The sequence below is a fragment of the Micromonospora sp. NPDC048947 genome (genome assembly GCF_040649495.1).
GTDB lineage: Bacteria > Actinomycetota > Actinomycetes > Mycobacteriales > Micromonosporaceae > Micromonospora > Micromonospora alfalfae.
In genome coordinates this window covers 38,183-56,382 of record NZ_JBEZFO010000021.1, presented here as the reverse complement: position 1 = coordinate 56,382, position 18,200 = coordinate 38,183, and the positions used below count along the sequence as shown (strand labels likewise).

The following is an 18,200-nucleotide window of genomic DNA, read 5'->3' as shown; positions in this document are numbered from 1 at the left end:
CCACCAGCCCCGCAACCCCCCGAACAGCCGCGCCCACCCGCCCCGCCCCGCCCTGCCCCGCCCACCGGCGCGATCTTGCAGTTTCTGCGGCGACATATGCCGCACAAGGCGCGAACGGACAACCGAAAGTGCAAGATCGCGGGGGCGGGGGCGGGGGTGCGGGGAAGGGCGGGGGTGGGGGTTAGCGGGGGGTGCGGAGGGCTGCGGCTCGGCGGGCTCGGTCGACCGCTGCCGGGAGGGCCGCGACGAGGGCGTCGATGTCGGCCTGGGTGCTGGTGTGGCCCAGGGTGAAGCGCAGCGAGGAGCGGGCGCGGTCGTCGTCGGCGCCCATCGCCAGCAGCACGTGCGAGGGCTGGGCCACGCCGGCCGAGCAGGCGGAGCCGGTCGAGCAGGCGATCCCCTGCGCGTCGAGCAGGAGTAGCAGCGCGTCGCCCTCGCAGCCGGGGAAGGAGAAGTGCGCGTTGCCGGGCAGCCGATCGGTCGGGTCACCGTTGTAGATCACCTCGGGCACCGCCTGGCGGACCCGCTCGATCAGGTCGTCGCGGAGCGCTGCCACCCGGGCCGCGTACTCCTGCTGACCCTTCACTGCCGTCTCCACCGCGACGGCGAAGGCGACGATGCCGGCGGTGTCCAGGGTGCCGGAGCGGATGTCGCGTTCCTGGCCGCCGCCGTGCAGCAGCGGCGTGGCCGGCACGTCCCGGGCGAGCAGCAGCGCGCCCACCCCGGTCGGGCCGCCCAACTTGTGCCCGGTGACGGTCAGCGCGGCGACCCCGCTGGCGGCGAAGTCGACTGGCACCTGACCAACCGCCTGGATGGCGTCGGTGTGGAAGGGCACACCGTGTTCGGCGGCGACGGCGGCCAGTTCGGCCACCGGCTGGACGGTGCCCACCTCGTTGTTCGCCCACATCGCGGTGACCACTGCCACCTGGTCGGCGTGCGCTGCCAACTCGGCGCGCAGGGTCTGCGGGTCGAGCCGACCGACGGCATCGACCGGCAGCCAGCCGACCTCGGCGCCCTCCTGCTGGGCCAGCCAGTCGACAGCGTCCAGCACCGCGTGGTGCTCGACGGCGCTGGAAACCACCCGGCGGCGGTCGGGCCGGGCTGCTCGGCGGGCCCAGAAGACGCCCTTGACCGCGAGGTTGTCGCTCTCCGTGCCACCACCGGTGAAGATCACCTCAGAGGGCCTGGCGCCCAGCACCGCCGCCACCTGTTCGCGTGACTCTTCGACCCGGCGGCGGGCACGGCGGCCCGACGCGTGCAGGGAGGACGCGTTGCCGACCTCGCGGGCGGTAGCGACGTACGCCTCCAGTGCCTCATCGAGCATGGGAGTCGTCGCCGCGTGATCCAGGTAAGCCATCGCCGTTCAGCGTACGGCCGACACCTTGGGGACCGGATGCCGGAGGGGACTGCACGCAACGGCCGGGGTGGAACTCCACCCCGGCCCGATGCGCGCGGACCTGGTCAGACGGGCACCGCGGTGACGACGATGTTGTCGCGGTACTTGCGCGCCTTGGCGTCGAACGGCCCACCACAGGTGATCAGGGTCAGCCGCGGCTTGCCGTCGCGGGCGAAGTACCTGTCCAGCGGGATCCTGGTCTTGGCGTACTCCTCCCGGGCGACGACCCGGTAGCGCCTCGCCTCGCCGTCGCTGCCTGTCGCTGTCAACGTGTCGCCCTGGTCCAGCTCACGCAGCCGGAAGAACGCCCCCTTGCCCTGCTTGGCGCTGTCCACGTGGCCGGCGATGACCACCGAGCCTGCCTCCGCCTCCAGGCCGGGGCCGTAGCGGTACCAACCGATCTGATCGACGCTCGGCGGCACCTCGAACTCGTTGGTCCGCTCATTGATGCCGACAGCGTTGACGGTGGCGGTGACGCCGATCTCCGGGATCAGCAGCCGCACCGGCGGGATGATCTTCGGACCGGCGGGCAGTTCACCCGCGGTGACCGACACCGACGGGGCACTGGCGGCGGTCGGTGCGGGGCTGGCCAGCGTGCTCGCCTCCTCGGCCCCCACCGTCCCGGCCGGCTGGTTGGCGCACGCCACCAGAGCGGCGGCGGTGAGCGCGGCAACGCCGGCGGCCACTGCCGCCAGCGCGCCGCGATTGCGCACCGTCACTTGCGGCCGGTCCGCGCGGTCGCCATCCGCACCCCACCACCAAGCAGCAGGAGTACGCCGGCACCGGTGAGCACGTACCACCAGGTGTCCACGCCCGTGCCGGCCTGGCCGCCGTCACCGCTGGGCACGCCGCCCGGGGCGGAGTGCAGGCCGGTGATGGTCTGGGCCACCACGTCGAGGGTCTTGCCCTCGGCGGAGCCGATCGCGTAGACGATAGTGGCGGTGCCCTCCTTGAGGTTGAGGTCCGCCGGGCCGATGGCGACTGTGTCGGTGCCGGCCAGCACCACGTCCGCCTTCACCTCGCCCGCGTCGACGTCACCCTTGGCCTCGTTCGGGTTGGTGAGGCCCTCGAAGACCGGGGTGCCACCGGCGCGCACGTCGACCGTCGGGGCGGCGGCGGTGTGCCGGACGATCAGCCGCGCCTTGCCGGCGCCGACCTTCGAGACGTCGTTCACGAACGGGGTGATCTTCGGCTTGCCGGCGGCGTCGAGGTGGGCCGCGATGCTGATGTTCGCACCGCCCGGCACCGCGGCGTTGTCGACGGTGAGGATCGCGCTGCCGATCGGCTCGCCCGGCTTGGTGAGCGCGATGTCGTAGTCGCCCTCCTCCAGGTTCAGCGGCCCGGCGACGTCGCCGGGCTTGAAGTTGTCGAGCGTCTTCTTGCCGTTGACGTAGACGTCGACCGGGGTGTCCGGAATGCCGTGCACGACGGAGACCTTCGACGTGGCGGCGTACGCGGGGCTGGCGGTGAGGGCACCGACGCCGGCGAAGGCCAGCGCGGCGACCGCGCCGCCCGCGGCGACCCGACGGAAGTACGAGAGCTGCATGTCTGCCTCCTGGTATTTGGTGCTGATTCGTCAGGCCTGGCTTGCAGAACGGGTTACGCCGGCTCTCGGACGGGCGGATGCGCCCCGGAGGCACTTTTCTTTTTTGGCCACGACCGCATCCGCAGCGGCGTCCGGGGACGAATAGCTGGTGAGATGACATCGACCGGGGAAGTGGGGCGGAGACTGTGGCAGCTACAGTCGGGCATGCCCCATCGAAGGCGAGCCGCCCGATGACGGCGCTACGACAGGAACCGGATCCTCCGGTGGACGACCTCGACCGCAGGTTCCGCGACGGTGACGACGTGGCGCTCCGCGAGGCGTACGACCGCTACGGTCGTGCCGTGCTTCACCTGGCCACGTCCATGCTGGCGAACCGCAGCGACGCCGAGGACGTCACCCAGGCGACGTTCGTCGCCGCCTGGTTGGGTCGCGACACGTTCGACCCGTCCAAGGGGTCGCTGATCGGTTGGTTGCTCGGCATCGGCCGGCGGAAGGTGATCGACCGGATGCGCGCCTCGGCCCGGGAGACCCGGGTGGTGGAGACGGTCCGACAACTGCCCGAGCCGGCGCAGACCCAGCCGGATCCGGACCGCGTGGTTGACCGGTTGGTGATCGCCGACGAGTTGGCTCGCCTCCCGGACGACCAGCGACGGATGCTGGAGCTGGCCTTCTACGACGACCTGACACACCAGCAGATAGCCACTGTGACCGGTGTGCCGTTGGGCACCGTGAAAAGTCACATCCGACGCGGCATGGCGAGCTTGAAGCGCAGATGGGAGGTGGACGGTGCAGCACCTGGACCACGACCGGCTGGTATTTCTGGCACTCGGTGAGAGCGAGGCGGACAACGGGGAGAGCACCCACCTCGGCACCTGCGCGCTCTGCCGGGCGGAGGTCGCGAGCCTTCAGCAGGTGGCGGGGCTCGGCACCGAGACGCAGGGCCTGGCCGACCTGCCGGACCCGCCGGAGCATGTCTGGCAGGGCATCGAAGCCCAGGTCAGGGCCGCGGAGGCCGGGCCGTTGCTGACCGGGACCCGTCGACACCGGGTGCCCGAGCAGGCCGACATCACGACGACCGAGCAGGCCGACTTCACCACCATCGAGCAGAGTTTCGGCGCGGCGGCCGAGGCGACGGTGACCCGACTGGACCCGGCGCGGCGGTCCCGTCGGGGTCGCGGCTGGTCCGGTTGGGTGGCCACCGCGGTGACAGCGGCCGCTGCCGCGGCGGTCGGCGTGGTGGGCACCGTCTCGGTGCTCCGACCGGAGGATCCGACGCCCACCCCGACGCCGGTGGTGGTGGCGAGCGCGCCGCTGGCGGCGTACGGGACGACCCCGCCGACGGCCACTGGTGACGCCCGGGTTTTCCGGGACGGCCAACTACATCTGCATGTGGCGAATCTCCCGAGCGTCGCGGGGTACTACGAGGTCTGGCTCATCAACCCGACGACGATGGAGATGTTCTCGGTCGGCACCCTGGGTGGCGGCTCGGACGCGCTGCTACCCCTGCCCCCGAATGTCGACCTCAAGAGCTATTCGGTGGTCGACGTCTCCGCGGAGCAGTACGACAACAACACCCGCCACTCCGGCGACAGTCTGCTGAGGGGCTCCCTGACGGGCTGATCGGCGGGCCGGCTCAGCTCCCCGGCTCGCCGATCAGCTCCCGATACGGCAGTGGCCGCCCGTTCGAACGGGCGGCCACTGTCGTATCGCTGGCTTACTTGCGCTTGCGGATCTCCTCGGCGGCCTGCGGGACGATCTTGAACAGGTCGCCCACCACCCCGAAATCGGCCAGCTCGAAGATCGGCGCCTCGCCGTCCTTGTTGACAGCGACGATGGTCTTCGAGGTCTGCATGCCGGCCCGGTGCTGGATGGCACCGGAGATGCCGAGGGCGACGTAGAGCTGCGGGGAGACCGTCTTACCGGTCTGGCCCACCTGGAACTGGTGCGGGTAGAAGCCGGAGTCGACGGCCGCGCGGGACGCGCCGACGGCGCCGCCGAGCAGGTCGGCCAGCTCCTCGACCAGCTTGAAGTTGTCGGCGTTGCCGACGCCCCGACCGCCGGAGACGACCACGCCGGCCTCGGTCAGCTCGGGGCGGGAGCCCTTCTGCTCGGCGACCCGCTCGACGACAGTGGCCAGCTTGTCGGTGTCGGTGACCGACACACTGAGCTGCTCGATCGCCGGGGTGGCCGCTGCCGGGGCGGGGGTGACCGAGTTGGGCCGGACGGTGACCAACGGCAGGCCCCTGGTGACCTTGGACTTGACGATGGTGGAGCCGGCGAAGGCAACCTGGGTCGCGGTGCCGTCGGCGTCCAGGCCGACAACGTCGGTCAGGATGCCGTTGTCGAGCTTGACGGCGAGCCGGGCGGCGATCTCCTTGCCCTCCTGGGCCGACGCCAGCAGCACGGCGGCCGGCTGCACCCGCTTGACCAACTCGGCAAGCACTGTCGCCTTCGGGGCCACCAGGTAGCCGTCGATCTCGTCACCCTCGGCGGCGTAGATCTTCTCCGCGCCGTACTCGCCCAGCTTGCCGCTCAGCGCCTCGGCGGCGCCAGCGCCGCCGAGCACCACAGCGCTCGGGGTGCCCAGCTCACGCGCGAGGGTGAGCATTTCCAGGGTGACCTTCTTGACGCCGAATTCCTTTGTGGCTTCGACGACGACGAGAACCTCGGACATGTCTGACCCCCCTCTCACACGAACTTCTCGGTGGCGAGGAACTCGACAAGCTTGACGCCGCCCTCGCCCTCATCAGTGATCTTGGCGCCGCCGGAGCGCGGGGGACGCTTGGTGTGCTCGACGACGGCGCTGGTGGCGCCGTCGAAGCCCACCTCGTCGGCCGCGACCCCGAGGTCGGCCAGCGAGAGCGTCTGCACCGGCTTCTTCTTGGCGGCCATGATGCCCTTGAAGGAGGGGTAGCGCGGCTCGTTGATCGTGTCCCAGACGGAGACCACGGCCGGGGTGGCGGCGGTGACCACCTCGTAGCCCTCCTCGGTCTGCCGCTCGACGGTCAGCGTCGCGCCGTCGACGGTGAGCTTGCGGGCACCGGTGAGCGCCGCGACGCCCAGCCGCTCGGCGATCATGTGCGGCATGACCTGGACCCGGCCGTCGGTGGACTCGGCGCCGCAGATGACCAGGTCGGCATTGAGCTGACCGAGAGCGGCGGCGAGCACCTTCGAGGTGGCGACGGCGCACGAGCCGTGCAGGGCGTCGTCGAGGACGTGCACTGCCTTGTCCGGGCCCATGGAGAGCGCCTTGCGGATCGACTCGGTCGCCCGGTCCGGACCCATGGTCAGGATGGTGACCTCGCCGCCGTGCGCCTCCTTGATCTTCAGCGCCTCCTCGATGGCGTACTCGTCCATCTCGTTGATCACGTTGTTCGCCGAACCGCGGTCGACGGTGTTGTCGTCATTGCGCAGGTTGCGGTCCGCGCCCGAATCAGGCACCTGCTTGACGAGTACGACGATGTTCATCGCGCTTCGACGACCCTCCTGTGTGGTGTTGCGATTCGCTCGCCCGGTCTGGGGCGCAGCGTCGCGCGTCGGTCGACGCCAGGTCAACCGCGGGCGGTTGTGCAGTTGCCCACGGCGCAATGTTACCTGCCAGTAGGTTGCGCTCCCGCAGCACTCAGAGTGACACAGCTCACCGACGCGCCGCCGGTCAGGCCGGCTCTGCCAACGCGACCCGGATCTGGTCGATGGCCGCCGCCTCGGCGGGTGCCACTCCGTCGTGCGCGCGGGCCACCTGGTCCGCGGCGGCCAACACCAGTTCGCGGTACGCGTCCACATCCCGTGGGGACTTCTCGCGCAGGATCCGCACCGCCTGCCCCAGCGCCGGCAGCACCACCGACTCGATCTCCAGCTGCGAGTCCCGGGGAAGTCGCGGCAGCGGGCCGGTGGTCAGCGCCTCCTTGACAGTGCCGCTGGCACCGGCCAACGCGCCGGACGCGGCGATGCTCTCCCGGATCACCCCCAGCACACCGGGGTCGGCGTTGGAGACCAGGAAGACGGCGCCGAAGGCACCGGTCTTGAGGGTCAACCGCTCCTCGTCCGTCAACCGCTGCTCCATGATCACGGAGTGTAGACGTACGGGGTGGTGGTGGTGACCGGGACGAGGCCGAGCCGCTGCAGGATGGGCCGGCTGTCCTCGGAACAGTCGACCTGCATGAGCGTGCGACCCCGCTGTTCGGCCAGCCGCGCCCGGTGGTTGACCAGCGCCCGGTAGATGCCCTTGCGCCGCCACTGCGGCAGCGTCGAGCCACCCCACAGCGTGGCGAAGCCGGTGTTCGCCGGGAACCGCACCCAGCCGGCGCTCACCACGGTCCCGTCCGCCTCGGCCACCACCACTGTGATCGAGTTCGGGTCGGCGTCGATCTCCTTGGCCAACCCGGTGACGAGGTGTGAACGGTCCGCCTGCCAGACCTCCTCCTCCATGGCGGCGATCCGCTCCAGATCCTCCCGGGACGTCACCTCACGTAGGCGTACCCCCTCGGGGGTGACCGGCAGCGCGGCGGCCAGCGGCGCTACCGGGCCGACCACGACGGTCTCCCGGTCCTCCGGCACGAAGCCGGCGGCGCGCAGCCGATCCGCCAGGTCCGCCGGTTCGTCGTGCTCGTTGAGCTTCCACTCGACCGACAGGCCGCGCTCGCGGAACAGCCGCACCTGCCGGGCGATCAGCTCGTCCAGCGCGTCACCGGTCAAACCGCCCAGGTCGCGGTAGGTGAGGAACCCGCCGGCGTCGAGCCCGATGATGCGGACCAGCGGCCCGTCCCGCTCCACAGTGACCCCGGCCGGAACCGGGTCGGGAATCTCCGGGCGGAGTTGGTTGTCGTAGGCGGTCCGCAGCGTCTGCACGTCGAGATCAGTCACCGGACCAGGCTAAGCGGAATGGGAAGCGGATATTCTCCCACTGTGTGGGAGGCGATCAAGCGGTGGTTCGACCCGGCGGAGCTGGGCTCGGTCGGTGAGACACCTGACTACCGTTTCTCGCTGGCCAACGAACGGACCTTCCTCGCCTGGCTGCGCACCGGTCTGGCGCTGGTCGGAGGCGGATTGGCCGCCGCGCAGTTCCTGCCGCCCCTGCCGATGAGTCACCTGCGCGAGGTGATCGCGGTGGCGCTGCTGCTGCTCGGCGCGGCGGTCGCGGTCCGCGCGGTGGACCACTGGGCGCGTACCGAGCGGGCCATCCGGCTCGGCCAGGAGCTGCCGGCGTCCCGGTTCCCCGCCATCCTGGCGCTCGCCGTCGGCGTCGGCGCGTTGCTGCTGGTCGCCGCCGTCCTGATGCGGGCGGTCGGCGGGCGGTGAGCGCCGGACGCGACCCGGGGCTGCAACCGGAGCGGACCCGGCTGGCCTGGCGGCGCACCCTGCTCACGGTGACAGTGGTGACGGTGCTCGCCGTCCGGCTGGCGTCGACCGGCGACCCGACCGGTGCGCTGATCGCCGGTGGCACCGTTCTGGTGTGGGGCGCCCTGCTGGTGCTCTGCTGGCCACGGGGCACCGGCACCGGTCCGGCCCGCACCGGCGGCCGGACACTTCCCCTGGTCACCGTGGGCACTGTGGTGCTGGCGTCACTGGGAGTGCTGCTGGTGCTGCGCGGACTGTGGTGACGCGCGCCGGTGCGTCATCATGGGTGCATGGCCCGGCTTGGCGTACTCCTCTTCCTGGTGCAGATTGTCCTCGCCGTCTGCGCGCTGATCAGCTGCCTCTCCGCCGAGGAGGGCAAGATCCGTGCCCTTCCCCGGATCGCCTGGGTGCTGATCATCTTGTTCTTCCCGCTGGTCGGCTCGATCGCCTGGTTCATCGTCGGCCGGGAGCCCAGCCCCGGCGTGCGCAACGGCTGGTCGGGCGGCGGCGGCGAGCGGCAGCGCCCACGGCCGGTGGCCCCCGACGACGACCCGGAGTTCCTGCGCTCCGTCGAGGAACGCGCCCAGCAGCAGGACCAGGAGCTGTTCCAACGCTGGGAGGAAGACCTGCGGCGACGCGAGGACGACCTTCGCCGCCGCGACGGTGAGCCGCCGCGGGAGGGCGACCGACCGGAGGTGTGAACGCGCCGCCGCCGCCGGCGCAGGAGCGACGGCGGCGGCGGGTGCGACTCAGGCCAGGTTCGACGACCGGGGGTACGCGTCGGTCGGGTCGGTGAGCACGTTCACCAGGTACGGCACTCCGGAGTCGAACGCCCGCTGGAGCGCCGGGCCCAGGTCGGCCGCCTTGGCGACCGTCTCCCCCGCCCCGCCGAGCGCGCTGACCACGGTGTCGTAGCGCAGCTCCGGCTGGAGGTCGGCGGCCACGTCGTAGCCGTACATGGCCCGCATCGGGTGCTTCTCCAGCCCCCAGATGCCGTTGTTGCCGACGACGATCACCACCGGCAGCTTCTGGCGGACCAGCGACTCGACGTCCATCAGCGAGAAGCCGGCCGCGCCGTCGCCCATCAGCACGCAGATCTGCCGGTCCGGGTGACTGACCCGGGCGCCCATCGCGTAACCCATGCCGGTGCCCAGGCAGCCGTACGGGCCCGGGTCCAGCCACGTGCCGGGCTGGGCCGGCTCCAGGTACCGTCCGGCGTACGACACGAAGTCGCCGCCGTCGCCGATGGTGATCGCGTCCGGGGCGAGCGCCCGACGCAGCTCGCCGTAGATCCGGGCCGGTCGGATCGGGTCGGTCTCGGCGGCCATCTCCGCGGCGTCCCGAGCCTTCGCCGCGTCCTCGGCGACGCGCAGGTCGGCGATCCAGTCGGCGTGGTCGGCCCGATCGCCGGAGTGATCGGCCAGCGCGGAGAGGATCAGGCGCAGGTCACCGGCGGGCGCGACGGCCGGCTGGACGTGCGTCGCCCGCTGGCTGGGGGCGTCGACGATGTGCACCACCTTGGCGTCACCGAAGTCACCGAAGCTGAGCCGGAAGTCCAGCGGGGTGCCCACCACCACGACCACGTCGGCGCCGGAGAGCGCAGCCCGTCGGGCCTTGGCGAACGCCAGCGGGTGCTCCGGCGGGAGCGAGCCGCGACCCATGCCGTTGGTAAAGACCGGCACCTGCAACGCCTCGGCCGCCTCGCGCAGCGCGGCGACCGCGTCGCCCGCGTACACGTCGGAGCCGGCGATGATGACCGGCCGCTGCGCACCGGCGATGAGCATCGCCGCGCGGCCGACCTCCTCCGGGTCCGGTACGACCGGGTCGACGCCCGTCACGGCGGGCAGGTCGGTCTCGGCGACCGAGAAGACCGTCTCCAGCGGGAAGTCGAGGAAGGCCGGGCCGCGGTGCGGGGTGAGCGCCGCGTTCAGCGCCGCACCCACCGCACGCGGGATGTCGTCGGTGCTGAACACCGTTTCGGCGTGTTTGGTGACCGGGGCGACCAGCGGCAGGTGGTCCATCTCCTGGAGGCTGCCCGAGCCCCAGCGGAACGCGGGCGCGCGCCCACCGAGCACCAGCACCGGCGAGGCGTTGAAGAACGCGCTGGTCATGCCGGAGATGCCGTTTGTGACACCGGGCCCGGCGGTGAGCACGGCGAGGCCGGGGCGGCGCTGGAGCTTGGCCACCGCCTCGGCGGCGAAGACCGCGGACTGCTCGTGCCGGACGTCGTAGATCGGGAAGTCGGTCTTGTACGCGGCGTCGTAGAGCGGGAAGACGTGCCCTCCGGACAGCGTGAACATCTCCCGTACGCCGTGCGCGCGTAGTGCCGCGAGCGCCAACTCGCCGCCGTGACCCTCGATCCGCTCCGTCATGTCGCTCCCATCGTCCGTGGCCGGGATCACAGGTTACCGGCCAGTCACATGGCCCTGCGACCGTGGCCCCGGCCACCGGACGTTGCCAAGGTCAGGGCGCCGCCGGGGGGGACGGTGTCGGATCAGCGGCCCGGGTCGGGCGGTGCCGGATCAGCGGCCGGTGAAGCGCGGCTTGCGCTTCTCGACGAAGGCCGCCATGCCCTCGCGCCGGTCGTCGGTGGCGAACAGCGCCGCGAAGAGCTGACTCTCCCAGGCCAGGCCCGAGTTCAGGTCCATGTCCAGGCCACCGTCGACAGCCAGCTTCGCCGCGCGCAGCGCCTGCACCGGCCCGGTCAGGTACGGGGTGATCAGCGCGACGGCGGTGTCGTACACCTCGGCGGCCGGGACGACCCGGTCGGCCAGGCCGATGCGCAGCGCTTCCTGCGCGTCCACCATCCGCCCCGACATGATCAGGTCCTTGGCCCGGGCCGGGCCGACCAGGCGGGCCAGCCGCTGGGTGCCGCCGGCACCCGGGATGATGCCCAGCTTGATCTCCGGCTGGCCGAGCTTGGCGTCCTCGGCGACCACCCGCCAGTCACAGGCCAACGCCAGTTCACAGCCGCCACCCAGGGCGTACCCGGTGATCGCGGCGACCACCGGCTTGGGGATCCGGGCGATCGCGCCGAGCGCGCTGGACAGGTTCGCCGCCCGGTCGGCCATGTCCACGTAGGACATGTCGGCCATCTGCTTGATGTCGGCGCCGGCGGCGAAGACCTTCTCCCCGCCGTACACGATGACGGCGCGGACCTCGGGGTCGGCGGTGGCCGCCGTGGCGGCGGCGCGCAACTCCTCCTGCACCTGGGTGTTGAGCGCGTTCATCGGCGGCCGTTCCAGCCGGATCGTGCCGATGCCGTCAGTGGTCTCCAGCCGAACGAACTCGCCCACGCTGCCCTCACTTCCTCGTCGAAGTCGCGTGCCAACCTTACGACCCGGCTCGTTTGGGTAAGTAGTGTGGTGTCAGCCCCGTGGGCGGGAGTCCAGCCATGATCACGTATTACGACGACAAGTCGGTGCAGGTCACCTCCACCACCCTCCGTGTCGACGGTCGCAGCTACCAGCTAGCCGACATCACAATGATCTGGCACCGCCGTGGCACCCGTTCCTGGCGCGTGCTGGTGGGGCGGGGTGCGATCGGTGCCGCGCTCGCCGGCCCACTGGTCGCCGCGGTGCTCGGCATCGGTGTGGCCGTCTGGCTTCACCGCTCACCCACAGTGACGATCGCGATAGTCGGCGCGTCGGTGCTGGTCGGGTTGGCCGTCGGGCCGGTCGCCGACTTCCTCTTCGAACACCTGGACCGCTCGTACGCCCGGGGCAGCCGCCAACTGGAGATCTGGGCCCGTTGGCGGGGTCAGCCGGTGCGTCTGCTGCGCACCGGTGACGCGCTGCGCTTCGGGCAGATCTACCGGGCGGTGCAGCGCGCGGTGGAGCACAGCCAACCGGCCCGCCCCGGCACCCGCCGCTAGTCAGCCTGGTTCCGCCGCACGTCCCGACCTGACCGAGGGCCGGTCCCCACCGGTGAGACCGGCACAGCGGGCGCGGCGTTCCCTCAGGGGGCGGGCGGGCGCAACGTTCCCGCAGCGCCTTTGGAGCTGATATCGAAAACGAATCGGACCGAGGGCCTGCGGTGCCGCTGTGCCGTACCGCCGCAGTTCGCAAGGCCACGGCCCGGCGGGGCGCGGCGGACGCGCGATGTCGCAGACGATTCAGCTCCAAAGGACCGCCGCAACACCACCGCTACCGTCGGGCGGCCCGTCGGATCCTCTGTGAGGAGGCGCCGATCTTCTGCGAAGAAGGCCAAGCGCCGTGGTCCGCGCGAGGCGAGGTTTGCCTGGCGGTGGTTAGGCTTAGTGATGACCCTCTATTACCGGGACGACGCGGTGCAGGTGACCTCCGAGTCGATCCGGGCGGGCGGTCAGGTGATCGCCCTGTCTGACGTGACGTTCGTCTGGCACGCCCGGGGGCAGAAAACTCTCGCCGTGCGCGGCCGTGTGCTGGGGCGCGGTGTCCTGGTACTGCTGCTCTCGCTGCCGCCGCTGGTCGCCGTGGTCTGCGTGCTGTCGCTGGCCTGGTCGGCTCAGGATCGGGGCAACTGGCAACTGGCGCTGATCATCCTCGCCGGCTGCGCGGTCGGGGCGCTGGTGTCGCTGCCGTTCCTGGAGATCCCCCTCGGCTGGCTGGACCGCTCCTACGAACGCGGCAGCCACGTGCACGAGCTGTGGGTGCAGCACCACGGCCGGGAGGATCTGCTGGTGCGCACCCCGGACGCGCTACGGTTCGGGCAGATCTACCGGGCCGTGCAGCGCGCCGTCGAACAGCAGGGGGACCATCGATGACCACCCGTCGCGGCGAGGCAGTCGCGCTGGCCGGCCTGCTCGCGGCGGCCGGCGTCACCCACCTGCTGCGACCCGGCGTCTACGACCCGATCGTGCCGCGCGCGTTGCCCGGCCCGCCCCGATTCTGGACGTACGCCAGCGGCGTCGCCGAACTGGCGGTGGCGGCGACGGTCGCGAACCCGGCCACCCGGCGGGCCGGCGGTCGGGCCGCCGCCGCACTCTTCGTCGCCGTCCTACCGGCGAACGTGAAGATGGCAGTGGACTGGCGCGAGCGCCGCCCGACGAAGCGGGCCATCGCGTACGGCAGGGTGCCGTTGCAGGTGCCGCTGATCTGGTGGGCGCTGCGGGTGGCCCGCGCCGCCACCGCCGGTCGACGGCCCCGCTGACCGGCTCCGTCGGGCGGTTGTGGTGCGGCCGACGCACACTTGACCCCATGGCGATTCCCCTCCCCACCCCGGCCGCCGTGGTAGGCCTGACCCGCTCCGCTCTCGACCAGGCGCTCGGCTCCGCGGCCTCGATGGCGGCCGTGCCCGCCCGCGCGTTCGCCGTACTGGACGGGGTGGAGGTGCTGCTGGCCCGGATCAACGGCGTGGTCGACCGGATCGAAACGACACTGGATCGGACCGATCAGGTGCTCACCGACGCCGAGGCCGCGGTCCGCGAGGTGGCAGTCATCAGCGCCGCCGCGACCACCGCCATCGACACCGCGACCGAGGTGGCCACCGCCGCCGCAGTGGTGGTCGCCGAGGCCGACCGGGTCTCCCGGGTGGTAGGCACTGTGGTCGCGGAGGCCGACCGGGTCGCGAACCGCGCTGCCACCACGGTGGGCACCGCGACGGAGGCCGCCGCCACGGCGGCAGAACTGCTGGCGGCGTACGAGCCGGCGTTGCGCCGGGCCGCGCCGATGGCCGGGCGGTTCGTGGAGGAGCTGAGCCACGAGGAGATCAGCGCGGCGATCCACCTGATCGACGAGTTGCCGAAGCTCAAGGAACACCTGACGGCGGACATCCTGCCGATCCTGGCCACGCTGGACCGGGTCGGGCCGGACCTGCACGACCTGCTGGACGTGACCCGCGACCTGAAGCTCGCCGTGGCCGGCATCCCCGGGTTGGGCATGCTGCGCCGACGCGGCGAGAAGCTCACCGACGAGCCCGTCGCCTGACGACCGGCCCGCACGGGCGAGCCGGCCGGTGTGCTGCGGGTGCGGTCAGGCAGGTACGTACAGCTCGTCGATCTCGGCGCGTTGCGGTAGCGCCACCGAGGCCCCGAGCTTGCGAACGCAGGCAGCGCCGGCCGCCGACGCCCAGCGCACCGCATCGACCAGGTCGCGCCCTTCGCCCCAGCCGACGGCCAGCGCGGCGGTGAACGCGTCACCGGCGGCGGTGGAGTCGACCACGTCGACAGGTACCGCCGGCACGTGCACCTCGGTGCCGTCCCGGTCGACGTACCAGGCGCCCTCACCGCCAAGAGTGAGCACGGCCCGGGGGGTCAGGTCGAGCAGCGCGCGCGGCTCCTCCCGACCCCGGCCGGCGAGCGCCTGCGCCTCACCCTCGTTGACTACCAGCAGGTCCACGGCGGCGAGCAACTCGGGTGGGAGGTCCCGCGCCGGTGCGGCGTTCAGGATGACCCTGGTGCCGGCCTCGCGGGCGGCCACCGCGGCGGCCGCCACGGTCTGCACCGGGATCTCCAGTTGGGCGACGAGGACGTCCGCCGCACGCACAGTGGTCAACTCCTCCTCGGTGAGGCCGACCAGGGCGTCGTTCGCGCCCGGGGTGACCACTATGGCGTTCTCCCCCTGGGCGTTGACCATCACCAGCGCCACTCCGGAGGCGCCGTAGACCACCCGAAGCTGACTGGTGTCCACGCCGGCCGCGGTGATGCGGGCCTTGAGGGTGACGCCGAAGGCGTCCGAGCCGATCGCGCCGAGGAAGGCGCAGGAGGCGCCGGCCCGGACCGCGGCCACGGCCTGGTTGGCGCCCTTGCCGCCGGGCACCATCACGAAGTCGGTGCCGAGCATGGTCTCGCCCTGTCGAGGCAGCGCGGGTGCCATCGCGACCAGGTCCATGTTGGCGCTGCCCACCACGGCAACCCGGGTCTGCGGCACGACCGTCTCCGCCTGTCCGGCGCTCAGGCGGCGCGAGCCGTGAAGCGGTCGCCCGACCGCTCGACCACAAGTGGCAGCCCGAAGGTCTTGGAGAGGTTGTCACCGGTCAGCGTCTCGGCGAGCAGGCCCTGGGCGACCACCCCACCCTCGCGCAGCAGCATCGCGTGGGTGAACCCGGGCGGGATCTCCTCGACGTGGTGGGTGACCAGCACCATCGCCGGGGCGTCCGGGTCGTACGCCAGCTCGGCCAGACGGGCGACCAGGTCTTCCCGACCGCCCAGGTCGAGCCCGGCCGCGGGCTCGTCGAGCAGCAGCAGCTCCGGGTCGGTCATCAGGGCACGGGCGATCTGCACCCGCTTGCGCTCACCCTCGGAGAGGGTCCCGTAGCGGCGTTCGGCGAGCCCACCGACGCCGAGTTGACTCAGCAGTGCCCGCGCCCGCGCCTCGTCGCCACGGTCGTAGTTCTCCCGCCAACGGCCGACCACCGACCAGGCGGCGGTCACCACCACGTCGCTGACCCGCTCGTCGGCGGGCAGCCGCTCGGCGATCGCGGCGGTGGTGAGCCCGATCCGGGTACGCAGCTCGTTGACGTCGGTGCGGCCGATCCGCTCGCCGAGCACGTGCGCGACACCAGTGGTGGGGTGCAGCCGACCGGCGGCGAGGTTGAGCAGAGTGGTTTTGCCGGCACCGTTGGAGCCGAGCACGACCCACCGCTCGTCCAGTTCGACGCGCCAGGTCAGGTCCTGTAGGAGGGCGGTGCCAGAGCGGCGTACGCCGACGCCGTCGAGGCTGACCACCAGATCCGGGTCCACGAAAGCGGCGGCAGGCGCGGCGCCGGCAGCGCCGGGGATCAGGTCACCAGTCACCACACCATCCAACCACGCAGCGCCTCGGTGCCCCCCATGGGCGGCACCTCAGCCATAGGGTGAAGCGCCGTGTCGTTGATCACCAAGCCCGAAGGACGGCCCATGCCCCGCCCACGTACGGAGCCGCGCGGATGAGCGCGGTCATCGAGATCGAGGGTCTGCGCAAGACCTTCCACAGCCTGCGCAGCGGCCGACGGGTGGCGGTGGACGGGTTCGACCTGCTGGTCGAGGCGGGCCAGGTCCACGGTTTCCTGGGCCCCAACGGCTCGGGCAAGACCACCACCCTGCGTGCCCTGCTCGGGCTGGTACGCGCCGACAGCGGCCGGATGACGGTGCTCGGCCAGCCGTCGCCGGAGCTGCTGCCCCGGGTGGCGGGTCAGGTCGGCGCAATCGTGGAGAGCCCGCAGTTCTTCGGCAACTTCACCGGCCACCGCACGCTGCGGTTGTTGGCCCGCGCCGGTGGGGTGCCGGTCTCGCGGGTTGACGAGGTGCTGGATCTGGTGGGCCTGTACGACCGGGGCGATGAGCGGGTGAAGGGCTATTCGCTGGGCATGAAGCAGCGTCTGGCGGTGGCGTCCGCGCTGTTGAAGGACCCGCGGTTGCTGATCCTGGACGAGCCGGCGAACGGGCTGGACCCGGCGGGCATCCGGGAGATGCGCGACCTGACGCGGTCGCTGGCGGCCAACGGGGTGACAGTGCTGGTGTCCAGTCACATCCTGGGCGAGATCCAGCTGATCTGTGACCACGTCACGATCATCTCCCGGGGGCGGCGGGTCGCTACCGGTCGGGTCGACGAGGTGCTGGCGGGCCACGACCGGCACGAGTTCCTGGTGCGGGTGGCCGAGCCGGAGCGGGCCGTCGAGCTGCTGCACGCGGCCGAACTGACGGCGGTCGTGGACGGCGGGGCGTTGGTGGTGAGCGGGGTGGACGACCCGACGGTGGTCAGCCGGGTGCTCGGTGAGCAGGGTCTGTGGGTGGGCGAGCTGACGCCGCTGCGGCCGGATCTGGAGAGCGTCTTCCTGGAGCTGACCGACGCGTACGAGCATCCGTCGGTGCCCCGGCAGGTCGGCGACTCGTCGCTGCCGCAGGGCGAAGCTGTGATCGACCTCGATCGGGGAGTGGAAGCGTGAACCTGGTGCGTGCCGAGTTGGAGCGGCTGTCCGCGCGTCGCTTCGTGCAGCTCATGGTCGTCCTTTTGGTGTTGGCGTTCGCCGTCACGGCGGCGACCACGCTGGCCGGTTCCCACAAGCCGACCGCCAGTGAACTGAACTCGGCGCGGCAGCAGGCCGTCGACGCGCGACGGAGTATGGAGACCACGCACCAGGAGTGCCTGGCCCGCCTGCAGGAAAGGTCGCCGACCGACACGAGCGAGTATTTCGCCGACTGCGCGGACCTCGACCCGATCCGGCAGGACCGGCTGCCGATCGCCGCCGACTTCCTGCCGGGGGTGTTCAGCTTCGCTGAGCAGGCCGAGTCGTTGCTCCATTTCCTGATCGCGTTCCTGGTGCTGTTCGGGTTCCTGGTCGGCGCCTCCTACATCGGCGCGGATCTGAACTCGGGCGGTGTGGTGAATCTGCTGCTCTGGCGACCGCGCCGGTTGACTGTGCTCGCGGCGAAGTTGGGCACCCTGCTGGGCTCGGTGCTGGTGCTGTCCCTGCTGGCGTCGGTGGCCTACCTCGCCACGTTCTGGATGATCGGGCAGAGCGCCGGGTTGCCGGGCCGGCTCGACGACGGCTTCTGGCGTTCGCTCGGTGCGGTGCACGGCCGGGGCCTGGTGTTGGTGCTGCTGGCCTCGGCTGTGGGCTTCGCGATCGCCACGCTGGGTCGGCACACCTCTGCGGCGCTGGGGGCGGTGGCGGCGTACGCGGTGGTGTGGGAGTTGGGCGGTCGTCTGGTGTTGCAGATCATCGACGTCCGACGGTCGGACCAACTGATGCTCTCCAGCTACATCGGGGCGTGGCTCAGTGGCGAGTCGCGGTTCTTCGACCCGCGGCTCTGTGCCGGCACCTCGGGTACCGGCTACTGCTCGGGCCTCTACAGCCTGACCTGGGGCCCGGCGCTGCTGGTGCTGGTCGCGGTGACCGGCGGGCTGACCGCGGCGGCGTTCGCCGTGTTCCGTCGCCGCGACCTGATCTGAGTTGCGGTCCGCCGGGGGCTGACGCGGCCCTCGGGCTCCCCCGGCGGGCCGGAACCGGCAAGAGCTTGCG

22 protein-coding genes are annotated in these 18,200 nt (G+C 71.7%); 11 read left to right on the top strand and 11 right to left on the bottom strand.

Annotated elements, in window-relative coordinates; translation table 11 throughout:
- Positions 1–181: 181 nt before the first annotated feature.
- The 3 genes from AB0B98_RS26535 to AB0B98_RS26525 form a co-directional block, all read right to left on the bottom strand.
- Positions 182–1,357, bottom strand: coding sequence for a cysteine desulfurase family protein (locus AB0B98_RS26535; RefSeq protein WP_357366146.1), 1,176 nt, complete (start codon positions 1,355–1,357; stop codon positions 182–184).
- 104 nt (positions 1,358–1,461) lie between these two features.
- Positions 1,462–2,115: a class F sortase gene (locus AB0B98_RS26530; protein ID WP_357366144.1), complete on the bottom strand. Its 654-nt coding sequence runs from the start codon at positions 2,113–2,115 to the stop codon at positions 1,462–1,464.
- Positions 2,112–2,942, bottom strand: a complete 831-nt coding sequence (locus AB0B98_RS26525; RefSeq protein ID WP_357366142.1) for a DUF4397 domain-containing protein — start codon at positions 2,940–2,942, stop codon at positions 2,112–2,114. The genes AB0B98_RS26530 and AB0B98_RS26525 overlap by 4 nt, the downstream gene beginning before the upstream one ends.
- A 230-nt stretch (positions 2,943–3,172) precedes the next feature.
- On the opposite strand from AB0B98_RS26525, the gene AB0B98_RS26520 reads away from it, so the two are divergent.
- Complete coding sequence (locus tag AB0B98_RS26520) at positions 3,173–3,775, top strand: RNA polymerase sigma factor (protein ID WP_238670977.1); 603 nt, start codon at positions 3,173–3,175, stop codon at positions 3,773–3,775.
- Positions 3,729–4,562 carry an anti-sigma factor gene (locus tag AB0B98_RS26515; RefSeq protein WP_357366140.1) on the top strand — a complete coding sequence of 278 codons (834 nt, stop codon included), beginning with the start codon at positions 3,729–3,731 and terminating at the stop codon, positions 4,560–4,562. Before AB0B98_RS26520 ends, AB0B98_RS26515 begins: the two co-directional genes overlap by 47 nt.
- A 94-nt stretch (positions 4,563–4,656) precedes the next feature.
- Here the strand turns inward: AB0B98_RS26515 and AB0B98_RS26510 are convergent, their stop codons facing one another.
- The 4 genes from AB0B98_RS26510 to AB0B98_RS26495 form a co-directional block, all read right to left on the bottom strand.
- A complete protein-coding gene (locus AB0B98_RS26510) occupies positions 4,657–5,616 on the bottom strand; it encodes an electron transfer flavoprotein subunit alpha/FixB family protein (RefSeq protein WP_238670975.1) in 960 nt (319 codons plus the stop codon).
- Positions 5,617–5,630: 14 nt separating this feature from the next.
- Complete coding sequence (locus AB0B98_RS26505; protein ID WP_112582103.1) at positions 5,631–6,410, bottom strand: electron transfer flavoprotein subunit beta/FixA family protein; 780 nt, start codon at positions 6,408–6,410, stop codon at positions 5,631–5,633.
- 187 nt (positions 6,411–6,597) lie between these two features.
- Positions 6,598–7,011, bottom strand: a complete 414-nt coding sequence (locus AB0B98_RS26500) for a hypothetical protein (RefSeq protein WP_357270206.1) — start codon at positions 7,009–7,011, stop codon at positions 6,598–6,600.
- The gene (locus tag AB0B98_RS26495; RefSeq protein ID WP_238670973.1) at positions 7,008–7,805 is read right to left on the bottom strand and encodes a GNAT family N-acetyltransferase; all 798 of its coding nucleotides are present in this window, start codon (positions 7,803–7,805) and stop codon (positions 7,008–7,010) included. The genes AB0B98_RS26500 and AB0B98_RS26495 overlap by 4 nt, the downstream gene beginning before the upstream one ends.
- 42 nt (positions 7,806–7,847) lie before the next feature.
- Between AB0B98_RS26495 and AB0B98_RS26490 the strand changes: the two genes are divergently transcribed.
- The 3 genes from AB0B98_RS26490 to AB0B98_RS26480 are packed head-to-tail and all read left to right on the top strand — an operon-like array spanning position 7,848 to position 8,980.
- On the top strand, positions 7,848–8,240 hold the full coding sequence (locus AB0B98_RS26490) for a DUF202 domain-containing protein (RefSeq protein WP_238671081.1): 393 nt from the start codon (positions 7,848–7,850) through the stop codon (positions 8,238–8,240).
- Positions 8,237–8,542: a DUF202 domain-containing protein gene (locus AB0B98_RS26485; RefSeq protein WP_238670972.1), complete on the top strand. Its 306-nt coding sequence runs from the start codon at positions 8,237–8,239 to the stop codon at positions 8,540–8,542. The genes AB0B98_RS26490 and AB0B98_RS26485 overlap by 4 nt, the downstream gene beginning before the upstream one ends.
- A 27-nt stretch (positions 8,543–8,569) precedes the next feature.
- Positions 8,570–8,980, top strand: coding sequence for a PLD nuclease N-terminal domain-containing protein (locus AB0B98_RS26480; RefSeq protein ID WP_357366137.1), 411 nt, complete (start codon positions 8,570–8,572; stop codon positions 8,978–8,980).
- Positions 8,981–9,028: 48 nt separating this feature from the next.
- Here AB0B98_RS26480 and AB0B98_RS26475 read toward each other — a convergent pair whose 3' ends face one another.
- Both AB0B98_RS26475 and AB0B98_RS26470 read right to left on the bottom strand, forming a co-directional pair.
- The gene (locus AB0B98_RS26475) at positions 9,029–10,651 is read right to left on the bottom strand and encodes an acetolactate synthase (RefSeq protein WP_357366135.1); all 1,623 of its coding nucleotides are present in this window, start codon (positions 10,649–10,651) and stop codon (positions 9,029–9,031) included.
- 150 nt (positions 10,652–10,801) lie between these two features.
- A complete protein-coding gene (locus tag AB0B98_RS26470) occupies positions 10,802–11,575 on the bottom strand; it encodes an enoyl-CoA hydratase-related protein (RefSeq protein WP_238670969.1) in 774 nt (257 codons plus the stop codon).
- 98 nt (positions 11,576–11,673) lie between these two features.
- Here AB0B98_RS26470 and AB0B98_RS26465 point away from each other — a divergent pair, with 98 nt between their 5' ends.
- The 4 genes from AB0B98_RS26465 (at position 11,674) to AB0B98_RS26450 (ending at position 14,185) form a co-directional block, all read left to right on the top strand.
- Positions 11,674–12,153 carry a DUF6232 family protein gene (locus AB0B98_RS26465; protein WP_238670968.1) on the top strand — a complete coding sequence of 160 codons (480 nt, stop codon included), beginning with the start codon at positions 11,674–11,676 and terminating at the stop codon, positions 12,151–12,153.
- 387 nt (positions 12,154–12,540) lie between these two features.
- Positions 12,541–13,023, top strand: coding sequence for a DUF6232 family protein (locus AB0B98_RS26460; RefSeq protein ID WP_357366132.1), 483 nt, complete (start codon positions 12,541–12,543; stop codon positions 13,021–13,023).
- Positions 13,020–13,409 carry a hypothetical protein gene (locus tag AB0B98_RS26455; RefSeq protein WP_357366130.1) on the top strand — a complete coding sequence of 130 codons (390 nt, stop codon included), beginning with the start codon at positions 13,020–13,022 and terminating at the stop codon, positions 13,407–13,409. The genes AB0B98_RS26460 and AB0B98_RS26455 overlap by 4 nt, the downstream gene beginning before the upstream one ends.
- A gap of 47 nt (positions 13,410–13,456) precedes the next feature.
- Positions 13,457–14,185 (top strand): hypothetical protein, encoded by a 729-nt coding sequence (locus tag AB0B98_RS26450; protein ID WP_357366128.1) that lies wholly within the window; start codon positions 13,457–13,459, stop codon positions 14,183–14,185.
- Positions 14,186–14,230: 45 nt separating this feature from the next.
- Here the strand turns inward: AB0B98_RS26450 and AB0B98_RS26445 are convergent, their stop codons facing one another.
- The gene (locus AB0B98_RS26445; protein WP_238670964.1) at positions 14,231–15,127 is read right to left on the bottom strand and encodes a ribokinase; all 897 of its coding nucleotides are present in this window, start codon (positions 15,125–15,127) and stop codon (positions 14,231–14,233) included.
- 23 nt (positions 15,128–15,150) lie between these two features.
- Entirely contained in the window at positions 15,151–15,993 is an 843-nt protein-coding gene (locus AB0B98_RS26440) for an ABC transporter ATP-binding protein (protein ID WP_091397101.1), read from the bottom strand.
- A 131-nt stretch (positions 15,994–16,124) separates the two neighbouring features.
- Here AB0B98_RS26440 and AB0B98_RS26435 point away from each other — a divergent pair, with 131 nt between their 5' ends.
- On the top strand, positions 16,125–17,123 hold the full coding sequence (locus AB0B98_RS26435; RefSeq protein WP_357366126.1) for an ATP-binding cassette domain-containing protein: 999 nt from the start codon (positions 16,125–16,127) through the stop codon (positions 17,121–17,123).
- On the top strand, positions 17,120–18,130 hold the full coding sequence (locus AB0B98_RS26430; RefSeq protein WP_357366124.1) for an ABC transporter permease subunit: 1,011 nt from the start codon (positions 17,120–17,122) through the stop codon (positions 18,128–18,130). Before AB0B98_RS26435 ends, AB0B98_RS26430 begins: the two co-directional genes overlap by 4 nt.
- The last annotated feature ends 70 nt before the right edge of the window (positions 18,131–18,200 follow it).

Excerpts from the sequence above, each read along its gene's own strand:
- AB0B98_RS26435 (WP_357366126.1), top strand. The coding sequence starts at position 16,125 with ATGAGCGCGGTCATCGAGATCGAGGGTCTGCGCAAGACCTTCCACAGC.
- AB0B98_RS26475 (WP_357366135.1), bottom strand. The coding sequence starts at position 10,651 with ATGACGGAGCGGATCGAGGGTCACGGCGGCGAGTTGGCGCTCGCGGCA.
- AB0B98_RS26465 (WP_238670968.1), top strand. The coding sequence starts at position 11,674 with ATGATCACGTATTACGACGACAAGTCGGTGCAGGTCACCTCCACCACC.
- AB0B98_RS26455 (WP_357366130.1), top strand. The coding sequence starts at position 13,020 with ATGACCACCCGTCGCGGCGAGGCAGTCGCGCTGGCCGGCCTGCTCGCG.
- AB0B98_RS26460 (WP_357366132.1), top strand. The coding sequence starts at position 12,541 with ATGACCCTCTATTACCGGGACGACGCGGTGCAGGTGACCTCCGAGTCG.
- AB0B98_RS26525 (WP_357366142.1), bottom strand. The coding sequence starts at position 2,942 with ATGCAGCTCTCGTACTTCCGTCGGGTCGCCGCGGGCGGCGCGGTCGCC.
- AB0B98_RS26480 (WP_357366137.1), top strand. The coding sequence starts at position 8,570 with ATGGCCCGGCTTGGCGTACTCCTCTTCCTGGTGCAGATTGTCCTCGCC.
- AB0B98_RS26510 (WP_238670975.1), bottom strand. The coding sequence starts at position 5,616 with ATGTCCGAGGTTCTCGTCGTCGTCGAAGCCACAAAGGAATTCGGCGTC.
- AB0B98_RS26535 (WP_357366146.1), bottom strand. The coding sequence starts at position 1,357 with ATGGCTTACCTGGATCACGCGGCGACGACTCCCATGCTCGATGAGGCA.
- AB0B98_RS26450 (WP_357366128.1), top strand. The coding sequence starts at position 13,457 with ATGGCGATTCCCCTCCCCACCCCGGCCGCCGTGGTAGGCCTGACCCGC.
- AB0B98_RS26520 (WP_238670977.1), top strand. The coding sequence starts at position 3,173 with ATGACGGCGCTACGACAGGAACCGGATCCTCCGGTGGACGACCTCGAC.
- AB0B98_RS26505 (WP_112582103.1), bottom strand. The coding sequence starts at position 6,410 with ATGAACATCGTCGTACTCGTCAAGCAGGTGCCTGATTCGGGCGCGGAC.